The organism is Shinella sp. M31 (assembly GCF_049199205.1).
In the GTDB taxonomy this organism is placed as follows: Bacteria; Pseudomonadota; Alphaproteobacteria; order Rhizobiales; family Rhizobiaceae; genus Shinella.
This window is the reverse complement of the sequence record NZ_JBLZPH010000083.1, coordinates 35,992-46,743: the sequence shown is the minus strand read 5'-3', so window position 1 is coordinate 46,743 and position 10,752 is coordinate 35,992. Positions and strand designations below refer to the sequence as shown.

At 63.4% G+C, this 10,752-nt stretch carries 13 protein-coding genes; 2 read left to right on the top strand and 11 right to left on the bottom strand.

Features of this window, described 5'->3' with window-relative positions; all coding sequences use genetic code 11:
- Nucleotides 1-63 precede the first annotated feature (63 nt).
- Complete coding sequence (yajC, locus tag ACOZKU_RS14210; RefSeq protein ID WP_314094123.1) at nt 64-402, bottom strand: preprotein translocase subunit YajC; 339 nt, start codon at nt 400-402, stop codon at nt 64-66.
- A 183-nt stretch (nt 403-585) separates the two neighbouring features.
- On the opposite strand from yajC, the gene ACOZKU_RS14205 reads away from it, so the two are divergent.
- Nucleotides 586-1,455: an ATP-binding protein gene (locus tag ACOZKU_RS14205; RefSeq protein ID WP_421579427.1), complete on the top strand. Its 870-nt coding sequence runs from the start codon at nt 586-588 to the stop codon at nt 1,453-1,455.
- Between the two features lie 39 nt (nt 1,456-1,494).
- On the opposite strand, the gene ACOZKU_RS14200 is transcribed toward ACOZKU_RS14205, so the two are convergent.
- The 3 genes from ACOZKU_RS14200 to ACOZKU_RS14190 are packed head-to-tail and all read right to left on the bottom strand — an operon-like array spanning nt 1,495 to nt 2,735.
- Complete coding sequence (locus tag ACOZKU_RS14200) at nt 1,495-1,800, bottom strand: NIPSNAP family protein (protein WP_314094126.1); 306 nt, start codon at nt 1,798-1,800, stop codon at nt 1,495-1,497.
- Between the two features lie 33 nt (nt 1,801-1,833).
- Nucleotides 1,834-2,307: a GNAT family N-acetyltransferase gene (locus ACOZKU_RS14195; protein WP_421579426.1), complete on the bottom strand. Its 474-nt coding sequence runs from the start codon at nt 2,305-2,307 to the stop codon at nt 1,834-1,836.
- Entirely contained in the window at nt 2,304-2,735 is a 432-nt protein-coding gene (locus ACOZKU_RS14190) for a rhodanese-like domain-containing protein (protein WP_421579425.1), read from the bottom strand. The genes ACOZKU_RS14195 and ACOZKU_RS14190 overlap by 4 nt, the downstream gene beginning before the upstream one ends.
- A 102-nt stretch (nt 2,736-2,837) precedes the next feature.
- Here ACOZKU_RS14190 and ftrA point away from each other — a divergent pair, with 102 nt between their 5' ends.
- Nucleotides 2,838-3,836 carry a transcriptional regulator FtrA gene (gene ftrA / locus ACOZKU_RS14185; protein WP_421579507.1) on the top strand — a complete coding sequence of 333 codons (999 nt, stop codon included), beginning with the start codon at nt 2,838-2,840 and terminating at the stop codon, nt 3,834-3,836.
- 58 nt (nt 3,837-3,894) lie between these two features.
- Here the strand turns inward: ftrA and ACOZKU_RS14180 are convergent, their stop codons facing one another.
- The 7 genes from ACOZKU_RS14180 to tatB form a co-directional block, all read right to left on the bottom strand.
- Nucleotides 3,895-5,460: a peptidoglycan DD-metalloendopeptidase family protein gene (locus ACOZKU_RS14180; protein ID WP_421579424.1), complete on the bottom strand. Its 1,566-nt coding sequence runs from the start codon at nt 5,458-5,460 to the stop codon at nt 3,895-3,897.
- Nucleotides 5,461-5,601: 141 nt separating this feature from the next.
- Nucleotides 5,602-6,228, bottom strand: a complete 627-nt coding sequence (locus ACOZKU_RS14175) for a biotin biosynthesis protein BioC (RefSeq protein WP_421579423.1) — start codon at nt 6,226-6,228, stop codon at nt 5,602-5,604.
- Nucleotides 6,229-6,495: 267 nt separating this feature from the next.
- Nucleotides 6,496-7,152 (bottom strand): protein-L-isoaspartate(D-aspartate) O-methyltransferase, encoded by a 657-nt coding sequence (locus ACOZKU_RS14170; protein WP_298103691.1) that lies wholly within the window; start codon nt 7,150-7,152, stop codon nt 6,496-6,498.
- A complete protein-coding gene (surE, locus tag ACOZKU_RS14165) occupies nt 7,149-7,919 on the bottom strand; it encodes a 5'/3'-nucleotidase SurE (protein WP_421579422.1) in 771 nt (256 codons plus the stop codon). The genes ACOZKU_RS14170 and surE overlap by 4 nt, the downstream gene beginning before the upstream one ends.
- 4 nt (nt 7,920-7,923) lie before the next feature.
- Nucleotides 7,924-9,207: a serine--tRNA ligase gene (gene serS / locus ACOZKU_RS14160; protein WP_421579421.1), complete on the bottom strand. Its 1,284-nt coding sequence runs from the start codon at nt 9,205-9,207 to the stop codon at nt 7,924-7,926.
- Between the two features lie 63 nt (nt 9,208-9,270).
- Nucleotides 9,271-10,101, bottom strand: coding sequence for a twin-arginine translocase subunit TatC (tatC, locus tag ACOZKU_RS14155; protein WP_314094138.1), 831 nt, complete (start codon nt 10,099-10,101; stop codon nt 9,271-9,273).
- On the bottom strand, nt 10,098-10,712 hold the full coding sequence (gene tatB / locus ACOZKU_RS14150) for a Sec-independent protein translocase protein TatB (RefSeq protein ID WP_421579420.1): 615 nt from the start codon (nt 10,710-10,712) through the stop codon (nt 10,098-10,100). The genes tatC and tatB overlap by 4 nt, the downstream gene beginning before the upstream one ends.
- Nucleotides 10,713-10,752: the final 40 nt, after the last annotated feature.

Genomic DNA, 10,752 nt, shown 5'->3' with positions numbered 1-10,752 from the left:
CGCCGGCTGAAAACCAGTCGGGCCACCCGGCCGAGTTTACCCCAGCCGGGCGGCAAGCCAAGCTTATTCCTTGACGGGTTCGCCCTTGACGCGGACTTCGCTGACGCCGCTGCGCACGACGCGCACCTTGGTGCCTTCGGCGATTTCAACTTCGAGTTCGCTGTCGTCGACGACCTTGGTGACCTTGCCGACGATGCCACCGCCGGTGACGACCTGGTCGCCGCGACGGATGTTCTTCAGGAGCTCTTCGCGACGCTTCATATTGGCGCGCTGCGGGCGGATGATGAGGAAATACATCACCACGAAGATCAGCAGGAACGGCAGGATCGACATGAGAATGTCAGCGCCGCCCGCTGCCCCGCCAGGTGCCGCCGTCTGGGCGAAGGCCTCGGTAATGAACATCAGCTACTCCTTGAAATCTTGAATTTACGCGGCCTGAGCGGCCATTTCGGTTGCCGGAATATAGGCAAGCGGGCCTTGAATGCAACACACGAGCGCGTCAACCCCGTTGTTTTCAAGCGCTTTCCCCCTTTTCGCGACCGCCCGCCGCATGCTACCCGGCATTCACGCATGAGGAGAGACACAGTGCAGGAAGATCACGTCAAGCTTCTGCTGGCCGAAATCGGCCGCATCACCGCGGCACTCGAGCGCCTGGCCGGCCCCGCCCCCGCAATCAACGACTGGAATGCCGCCGACGTCTTCGTCTGGTCGCCGGCCCGCCAGCATGTGCAGCCCGTCAAGCGGCCGAACCGCATCGAGATCGACCTGATCCGCGGTGTCGATCATGTGCGCGACATCCTCGTCGACAACACCGTGCGCTTCGCCCGCGGCCTGCCGGCCAACAACGTGCTGCTCTGGGGCGCACGCGGCATGGGCAAGTCCTCGCTAGTGAAATCGGTGCATGCGCTGGCGGCGAAGGAAACGGCGAGCGGGCTGAAGCTGATCGAGGTGCATCGCGAAGACATCGCGACGCTGCCGCAGCTTCTTGAGATCCTGAAGGACGCGCCCTTCCCGTCCATCATCTTCTGCGACGACCTGTCCTTCGACCATGACGACACGTCCTACAAGTCGCTGAAGGCGGCACTCGACGGCGGCGTCGAAGGACGGCCGGACAATGTGCTGCTCTACGCCACCTCGAACCGCCGGCATCTCCTGCCGCGCAACATGATCGAGAACGAGCAGTCGACGGCGATCAATCCGTCGGAGGCGGTGGAAGAGAAGGTGTCGCTGTCGGATCGTTTCGGCCTGTGGCTCGGCTTCTACAAGTGCAGCCAGAGCGACTATCTCGAGATGATCGACGGTTATGCCCGGCATTTCGGCCTGCAGATTTCGCAGGAGCAATTGCACGGCGAAGCACTGGAATGGGCGACGACGCGCGGTTCGCGCTCCGGCCGTGTCGCCTGGCAATATGTGCAGGATCTGGCGGGACGCCTCGGCATTGCGCTCAACAAGTAAGACGAGCGCCGGCCCTGAAACGGGCCGGCGTTTTGCTTTTCAAGAGAAGACGGGCCGCATGAAGCTGCGCTCGTAGCTGATGATGCTGCGATTGTGTTTATCCATGTCGAAGGCGGCGATGCATTCCGGATCGCTCACCATGCGGGTGCGGTAATCTTCGTAGGCCGCAAGGCTCGGGAAGCTGAACAGCGCAAGCGCGATGTTGTTTGCGCCCTCGCTCGGCAGGAAGTAGCCGTGATGCTGGCCGCCCATGCGGTTGACGATGGGGATCCAGGCGCGGGCATAGGCTTCGAATTCCGCCAGCTTATGCGGATCGATGACATATCTGAGAGAGCAGGTGATCAAGGGAATTCTCCATCTTTGATGGGGCGGACCATTTCAGATTCGCTTCTGCAAAGGCAGGGTCCAGTGCTGCCAATCCGCGTCACAGGCGCCACCCTGCCCCGCATAGAAGCGCTGCGCCGCCGCGTTGTCCGGCAGGACCGTCCAGCGCAGGGCGGAGGCGCCGATCTCGACGGCATGGGCGCGCAACCGCGCAAAAAGCGCCTGCCCCACGCCCTGCCCGCGAAACGCCTCCGCGACATAGAGTTCCTTGAGCACCACGACGGTTTTGAGATCGTAGGTCCAGGGAATGCGGTAGTGCACGGCGATGCCGGCAAGCGCCTGTCCCTTCACCGCCACGAAAACGCCGAAGGCGGGCGTGGCACCGAGCCCGTGAAGTCTGAGATCATCGGGTGTGACAGCGAAGGCATCGCTATAGCCTTCAAAGACGGCCAGCGCCCGCATGAGCCGCCAGACGGCTTCCACGTCATCATGCGTGAAGGGCCTGATGTGAAGGCCGTCCGCATTCATTCGGCAGCAATCGCCGGCAGGCTGCCCGGCTCGCTGCCGGTCGCGAAGGTATGGCCCTCGTCTTCCCAGCCGGTAATGCCGCCGATCATGATTTTGACCGGGCGGCCGAGGCGGGCGATCTTGAGGGCGGCCTGATCCGCGCCGTTGCAATGCGGGCCGGCGCAATAGGCGACGAAGACGGTGTCTTCAGGCCATTCGGCCATGCGCTCGGCGCTGATTTGCCGGTGCGGCAGGTGGATGGCACCCGGCACATGCCGGCGGGCATAGGCTTCCGGCGAGCCGATGACATGCAGCAGGACGAAGTCCTGATCGCCGGACTTCAGCGCCGCCGCGACGTCGGCGCAGTCGGTCTCGACGGACAGCAGCTTCAGGAAATGCTCGACGGCAACGGCGGGGGAAGCGGCCGGATAATCGGTGACGAAGCTCATGGTGTCTCTCCTTGTCGGGATGCGCGTTGTTGGGACGAGAGAGACATAGCCGGAGCGCAGCAATGCTTGCAGGTGGCATGATTGCCATATATCATCAAGATCATGACAAACCCGCTTTCGCTTCCGCCGCTTGCCAATCCGCTCGTCGTGGCTGTCGCCTATAACCAGCTCTGCACCTTCGAATTCGGCATCGCGACCGAGATTTTCGCCCTTGCCCGGCCGGAAATGGGGCCGAACTGGTACCGCTTCGCCGTCGCCGGTCTCGATGAGGGCGAAATGCGTTCGACGGGCGGGCTGCGCTTTGCCGTGGACGGTGGGCTCGACCTGCTGGCTGAGGCCGGCACGATCATCATTCCCGGCTGGCGCGGTACCGATGCGCCGGTGCCACTGGTGCTGATCGAGGTGCTGCAGGCGGCGCATGCGCGCGGTGCCCGTATCCTTTCCCTCTGCTCCGGCGTCTTCGTGCTGGCCGCCGCCGGCCTGCTCGACGGTCGGCGTGCCACAACCCATTGGCGCTATACGGATACGCTAACGGCGCGTTTTCCCGCCATCACGGTGACGCCCGATGTGCTCTATGTCGATGCCGGCAGCGTGCTGACCTCGGCAGGCACGGCGGCGGGGCTCGATCTCTGCCTGCATCTCATCCGCCGGGATTTTGGCACGGAGGCGGCCAATCTCGTCGCCCGGCGCCTCGTCATGCCGGCGCATCGCGACGGCGGCCAGGCGCAATTCATCCGTCAGGTCGTGCCACGCGCGCATGAGAGCAGCCGGCTCGGGCCGCTGCTCGACCATATGCGCGCAGACCTTGGAGCGGAACACACCGTCGAAACACTCGCCCGTCGCGCGGGCATGAGCGACCGCACCTTCCTGCGTCGTTTCGAATCGGCCACCGGCATGACGCCGGCCCGCTGGCTGCTCGCCCAGCGTCTGGGCAAGGCACGCGACCTGCTGGAAGAAACCAATGCCTCGGTCGAGGAAATCGCGGCCCTGTCAGGCTTCGGCACGACGGGCACGCTGCGCCATCATTTCCGCCTGCACCTGTCGACCACACCGGCCGCCTATCGCGAAGCCTTCGGGCGGCAGGCCGCGGCCCGGTCGTGAAACGCAAACGGGCGGCCAGAGGCCGCCCGCGCTATTTCATCCGGATATCCCGCCCCACCTATTCCAGGAAGGTCATCGGGTTGACCGGGGTGGCGTTCTTGCGCACCTCGAAGTGGACCTTCGGGCGAGTGGCGTTGCCGCTCATGCCCGAGGTCGCAACCGTCTGGCCGCGCTGGATCTTCTGGCCGCGCTGCACGTTCAGCCCACCGGCATTGCCGTAGACCGTGACGGTGCCGTCGTCGTGGCGGACGAGAACCGCGTTGCCGAGTTCCTTCAGGCTCGAGCCCGAATAGATGACCACGCCGTTTTCAGCCGCCTTGATCGGCGTGCCCTCGGGAACCGAGATATCGATGCCGTCATTGCGGTTGCCGTCGACATTGGCACCGTAGCCGGCGATCACCGCGCCGCGCACCGGCCAGCGATACTTGCCGATACCGGTCGATTCGGGCGCATCATCCGTCACGTCAGACTTTTCCGTCGCTTCGGTGACCGAGACCGTCTTCACCGGCGCCTTGTAGGCTTCCGGCTTCTTTTCCGCCGTCTCGACCTTCTTTTCCTTGCTGACCGGAACAGAGGCCGTCGTCGTCTTGTCGGTGGCGGCCTTTTCGGCCACGTCGGCACTGCCGCCGGCCGGGATCACCAGCTTCTGGCCGATGCGGATCGAGGCCGTATTGATGCCGTTCGCCTTCTTCAGCGCCTCGACCGAGACGCCGTTGCTGCGCGCGATCTTGGCGAGCGAATCGCCCGGCTGCACTTCGTAACCGCCCTTGCCGTTGCCTTCGCCGGCATCGGCGACGTTCGACGTCGTCTGACCGTTCTCCGACTTCTGCTTGTCGCGGCTGGAGGTGCCCGGCAGGATGGCGACGTTCTTCTCGCCCTTCTGCTCCGGGGTCGGCAGCTTGCCATCGACTTTCAACGTGTGATCCGTCGAGGCCTTTGCGGCGCTCGCGGTCGTCGAGAAGGTCGGGATGACGATCTTCTGGCCCGGCTCGGCATCCGAGGAACGCTTCAGACCGTTGGCGGCAAGAATTTCCTTTTCCGGCACGCCGTAGCGGTTGGCGAGCGTCTTCACGCTTTCGCCCTGGCGCAGCATGACGACGGGCGCATTGTTCGTCGACCAGCCGGCCTTGCCCTTGACGGTCTTCGCCGTCGCATCAGCCTCCTCGACGATGGCCTTCGCCTTGCGCTGCGGCAATTCCTGCGCCATCGCGATGTCCCGCTGGGCGCCGGCCGTCGGGTCGGAAAGCTCGCCGCGCTGGACGGTCATCGGCGTGGTCGCAAAACGCGTGCCGGAACCGTTCGTCGTGGACGTATTGATCGGATCGTAGGAGACATTGCCCTGATCCGGGAACGGCTGGTTCAGAGCTTCGTCGCGCGAACCGCCCATCGGGTTGACCTGCGCCACCTGGCCATTGCCGACCGTGCCGCGCGGAACCGGCTCGCTGCCGAGAAGCGTGCGGCGCGGAACCGAATTCGTGGTGATATTGTCAGAACCGGAGCTGGAGAAGAGGCCGCCAAAACGGGAAACGTCCGAGCTGCACCCGGTCGCAACGCTGGCCAGCAGGGCGGCCGCCATCAGACGGGTCGCAGTCCTACCAAAACTTGGCGATACACTCTTACGCATGAGACTACCCAATCGGTACGCTACTTGATGTAGACCGATTAAAGCGCGTTAGAGTTACTGCCCGGTTAAAACCAGGCTATCCGCGACGTTTTTTTGATGAATTGATAACCATGGCACGCGAGCGCAGGCGTCCACCGGGTATCAGAAGCCGGTGGCATACATGCTGTCGGCGCGTGAAATGCGGCCGGAGACGCGGGCGACGTTCTCATAATCGCCGGCACTCGGCTGGAAGATCGCCGAAATCGGCGTCGCGCGGCGCTGGCTGCGGTCGCCGGTGGCGGTCGCATTCTCGAGCGCGGCATCCGGCGCCGTCATGTCGAGGGCGCTTTCATTATAAGCGATGGCACGGAGCGCCGAAACGGCGGGTTCGCGGGTGCCGGCATAGCGGCCGTTGCGCTGGTCTTCGGCCGGCATGCTGTCGAAATATTCGATATAGGCACGGTAATAGCCCTTGCGGTCACCTTCCTCCAGGAAGTGGCCATAGGCTGCGTATTCGCGCTTCTCGAGGTCCGACGTGTCGAGATTGTTGCGCTCGGCCTCCGTCAGCGACGGCTGGCTGTAAGCCGTCTCTTCCTTGGCGACGCTGAGCACGAGGAGTGCATCGACGGACAGGCCGACATGGGCGGACGGATCATAGCTGCCGCCGGCGAGGTGCGCGGTCGACGCGACCTCGGCGTTTTCTTCAGTCGCCTTCCCGGCAGCCTTGGTCGCGAGATAAGCGAGGCTGTCATTGGTCGAGCTGCTGGCGATCCTGTTCGAAACGTACATTGCCCTCTCCATCGGAACTTCGGAAACCACTGGAAAACCGGCGTTCTGCGTGGAATTTGTGCTTCGTTATGGGCCTACGCTCCGAAACTTGCGCGAAGCTTACCAAAGTTAACAAATGGTTAACGCACTGTATTTTCAACGGGAATTCACGCCTCGCGTGTGGCGGGCTGCAGCGAGAGTTCCGATTTGCCGCGAAAATGCCGCAAGACTCAGCGGGCAAAAGCCCGCGGAGCCGCAAAATATTGATTTCGATAGGGTTTGGTGGGCTTAAAGAGCCTGTGCCATCTGGGGCACGATCGGCAGGTAGGGTACCTCGAAGAGGTCTTCGCGATCGAAGCGGCTACCGGTCTTGACCAGCTTGAGCATACGGCACTCGGTTTCGCTGACCATGACGGGTGCGATCAGCATGCCGCCGGAGACGAGCTGCTCGGCGAAGAAGCGCGGCAGGGCGGGAAAGGCGGCCGTGACGAGAATGCGGTCGAAGGTCCCCTCGCCCGGCATGCCATTGCTGCCATCGGCCTGGCGCACGATGACGTTACGGATGCCGGCCTTGTCGATGGAAGCCTGCGCATTGGTGACGAGCGTACGGTAGCGATCGACGGTCAACACCCGCTCGGTCATGCGGCCCATGACGGCGGCGGTGAAGCCGCTGCCGGTGCCGACTTCGAGAATGCGCTGGCCGGCCTTGAGGTTCAGGAGATGAAGGATGCGCACCGAGAGATCGATGCCTTCCATGAAGGATCCGCAATCAAGCGGCAACACGCGGCGCGAATAGGCCTCGCCGGCAAATTGCGGCGGCACGAACAGCGTGCGCGGCGTTTGCTCGACGGCGGTCAGAAGCTCGATATTGTTGATGCCCTGCCCGCGCAGGCGCAGCGCAAGAGCAGCAAAACCTTCCTTCTCGATCACCCGCCCCGTGCTCAATCCGCATCTCCTCCATTGAGCGCGCGCTGCACGCGGTCGAGCACGGAATAATCCGTCAGGTCGAGCTTCAGCGGCGTGACGGAGATTTTGTGGTTCTTCACGGCATGAATGTCCGTGCCGGCGCGGAAATCGCCCTTTCGCTCGCCGAAGCGCAGCCAGTAATAGGGGAATCCGCGGCCATCGGCACGTTCTTCGATCGTCAGGCCGAAATCGAGCTTGCCCTGCGCCGTGACCTCCATCCCCTGCACCTCTGCCGGTGCGCAGTTCGGGAAGTTGAGGTTGAAGAAGGTCCAGTCCGGCAGCTCCACATCCATCAGCTGGCGGATGAGTTTTGGCGCGTAGGCCTCGGCAACCTCCCACGGCACGACGCGGCCGCCGGCATGGTTATAGGCCTGGCTCAGCGCCATGGACTTGATGCCCTGCAGCGTGCCCTCGATGGCGCCGGCAATGGTGCCGGAATAGGTGACGTCGTCGGCCATGTTGGCGCCGGCATTGACGCCGGAGAGGACGAGATCCGGCTTCTTGTCCAGAACCTCGCGCACACCCATGATGACACAATCCGTCGGCGTGCCGCGCAGGGCGAAACGCTTGTCGTCGATCTTGCGCAGGCGTAGCGGCTCGGAGAGCGTCAGGGAATGCGCAAGACCGCTCTGGTCCGTTTCCGGGGCCACGATCCAGACGTCGTCGGTTAGTTCGCGGGCGATCCGCTCGAGGGCCGCGAGGCCCTCGGCGTGAATGCCGTCGTCATTGGTCAGCAGGATGCGCATGAACTTACGCGGCCTTCTCGATCTTCGTCACGCCACCCATGTAAGGCAGCAGGACCTCCGGCACGGTGACCGAGCCATCGGCGTTGAGGTAGTTTTCCAGAACGGCGATCAGCGCGCGGCCGACGGCGGTGCCCGAACCGTTCAGCGTGTGCACGAACTTCGTCGCCTTGTCGTCCTTGCCGCGATAACGCGCATTCATGCGGCGGCCCTGGAAATCGCCGCAGACCGAGCAGGACGAGATTTCGCGGAACGTGTCCTGCCCCGGCAGCCAGACTTCCAGATCGTAGGTTTTCCGCGCGCCAAAACCCATGTCGCCGGTGCAAAGCGTCATGACGCGGTAATGCAGGCCGAGGCGCTTGAGGATTTCCTCCGCGCAGGCCGTCATGCGCTCGTGCTCGTCGATGGCGCTTTCGGCATCGGTGATCGAGACGAGTTCGCATTTCATGAACTGGTGCTGGCGCAGCATGCCGCGCGTGTCACGCCCCGACGAGCCTGCCTCCGAGCGGAAGCACGGCGTCAGCGCGGTGAAGCGCAGCGGCAGCTTTTCCTGATCGAGAATGTCTTCGCGCACGAGATTGGTGAGCGACACTTCGGCGGTCGGGATCAGCCAGCGGCCGTCCGTGGTGCGGAACAGGTCTTCGGAAAATTTCGGCAGCTGGCCGGTGCCGAACATGGCGTCGTCGCGCACGAGCAGCGGCGCATGCACTTCCGTATAGCCATGTTCCCCCGTGTGGACGTCGAGCATGAACTGGCCGAGTGCGCGCTCAAGGCGGGCAAGCTGACCTTTCAGGACGGTGAAGCGCGAACCGGCGATTTTTGCCGCGGCTTCAAAATCCATGTAGCCGAGGGCTTCGCCGATTTCGTAGTGCTCCAGCGGCTTGTGGTTCCAGCCCGGCTTGTTGCCCCACTTGTGCTTTTCGACATTACCGGTCTCGTCCGAACCGACCGGCACGTCATCAAACGGGATATTCGGCAGGCGCGACAGGGCGTCGTTGAGCTCGGCGGTGGCCTGACGCTCCTCTTCCTCGGCGGCCGGGAGCTGGTCCTTGATAGCGGATACTTCGGCCTTCAGCTTGTCGGCAAGTTCGGTGTTCTTGGCGGCCATGGCCGCGCCGATCTCCTTGGATGCGGCGTTGCGGCGCGACTGCATGTCCTGCGCCTTCTGGATGACGCTGCGGCGCTTTTCGTCGAGATCGATCAAAGCCCGTGCGAGGGGCTCTGCGCCGCGCTTTGCCAGGGCGGCGTCAAGGGCTTCGGCGTTGTCGCGGATCCATTTGATATCAAGCATTGTCGTTCCAGGCGTTGCGTGGATGGAGCCCATCCCGCCCGGCAGCGACCCGCCGGCGAAGCCTTAGTCGGCTTCGCCCTGCGTTGCAGCGACCTCGTTTTCCGCATCCTGCGCGTTCGAGACGCTCGCCCGCTGCCGTTCGATGAGTCGGGCCGTATAGATGGAAATCTCGTAGAGAAGGATGGCCGGCAGTGCAAGGCCGATCTGGGAAACCGGATCGGGCGGTGTCAGCACGGCCGCCACCACGAAGGAGATGACGATGGCGTATTTGCGCTTTTCCTTCAGCGTCTGCGAGGTGATGAAACCGGCGCGCACCAGAAGTGACGAGATCACCGGAAGCTGGAACACCAGGCCGAAGGCGAAGATCAGCGACATGATGAGGCTGAGATATTCCGATACCTTCGGCAGAAGCTGGATCGACACCTGGCCTTCGCCGCCGCCCTGCTCCATGGCGAGGAAGAACCACATGACCATGGGCGTGAAGAAGAAATAGACCAGCGCCGCACCGATGAGGAACAGGATCGGCGACGCGATCAGGAAGGGCAGGAAGGCGGCGCGCTCGTTCTTGTAGAGGCCGGGCGCCACGAACTTGTAGACCTGCTGGGCGATCACCGGGAAGGCGATCACAAAGGCGCCGAACATAGCGACCTTGATCTGCGTGAAGAAGAATTCCTGCGGCGCCGTATAGATCAGCTCGACATTGCGGTGCGTCAGCCCCGCCCATTCCACCGCCCATTTGAAGGGCAGGACAAGCAGGTTGAAAAGCTGCTTGGCGAAATAAAAGCACACCAGAAAGGCAATGAAAAACGCACCCACGGCCCAGAGCAGGCGGCGGCGCAGTTCGATCAGGTGCTCGATGAGCGGCTGGGGCTTGTCATCAATATCGCCGCTCATGCCTCGCCCTTCTTGGTCTTCGCAATCTTGGTTTTGGCGGTCGCGACCTTCGCGGGCGCCGCCTTTTTGGCCGCAGGTGCCTTCTTCGGCTCCGCCTCGGCCTTCGCGACCGTCTTGCGCGGCTTTGCCACCGTGGCGGCGCCGTCATCGGCCTTCTTCTTTGCCGTCTTGCGGACCGGGCCGGCCTTGAGCGGCACGGCGGCGACGGGTTCAGCGGAAGCCGGCTTCGCCCCCTCGGAAGGGACGGCGATGGGAGCGCTGGACACGCTTTCGGCCGGATTGGCCGAAGGCGTCGATGTCGTGACGGAACTGGTCGCCTTGTGCAGATCGGCTTTCAAGTCGTCGCCCATCTGGCGCAGTGGATTGACCGCATCCCGGATGGTGTTGAGCGGATTGAGCTTCTGCGCTTCGCCGATGGTCTTGCGCAGGTCGTCGAGATCCGCTTCGCGCAGCGCCTCGTCGAACTGCTGGCGGAAATCGCCCGCCATGCCGCGCATCTTTGAGACCATGCGGCCGAACGTCCTGAGCATCTGCGGCAGGTCCTTCGGACCCACCACGATGATCAGAACGATGGCGATGACGAGTATCTCGGTCCAGCCGACATCAAGCATAGGAAACTGTCCTCATAGGCCGTAACCGGCGGTCAACGGC

Coding starts and splice junctions, on each gene's coding strand:
- yajC (WP_314094123.1), bottom strand. CDS start 402: ATGTTCATTACCGAGGCCTTCGCCCAGACGGCGGCACCTGGCGGGGCA.
- ACOZKU_RS14195 (WP_421579426.1), bottom strand. CDS start 2,307: ATGAATGCGGACGGCCTTCACATCAGGCCCTTCACGCATGATGACGTG.
- ACOZKU_RS14190 (WP_421579425.1), bottom strand. CDS start 2,735: ATGAGCTTCGTCACCGATTATCCGGCCGCTTCCCCCGCCGTTGCCGTC.
- ftrA (WP_421579507.1), top strand. CDS start 2,838: ATGACAAACCCGCTTTCGCTTCCGCCGCTTGCCAATCCGCTCGTCGTG.
- ACOZKU_RS14180 (WP_421579424.1), bottom strand. CDS start 5,460: ATGCGTAAGAGTGTATCGCCAAGTTTTGGTAGGACTGCGACCCGTCTG.
- ACOZKU_RS14175 (WP_421579423.1), bottom strand. CDS start 6,228: ATGTACGTTTCGAACAGGATCGCCAGCAGCTCGACCAATGACAGCCTC.
- surE (WP_421579422.1), bottom strand. CDS start 7,919: ATGCGCATCCTGCTGACCAATGACGACGGCATTCACGCCGAGGGCCTC.
- serS (WP_421579421.1), bottom strand. CDS start 9,207: ATGCTTGATATCAAATGGATCCGCGACAACGCCGAAGCCCTTGACGCC.
- tatC (WP_314094138.1), bottom strand. CDS start 10,101: ATGAGCGGCGATATTGATGACAAGCCCCAGCCGCTCATCGAGCACCTG.
- tatB (WP_421579420.1), bottom strand. CDS start 10,712: ATGCTTGATGTCGGCTGGACCGAGATACTCGTCATCGCCATCGTTCTG.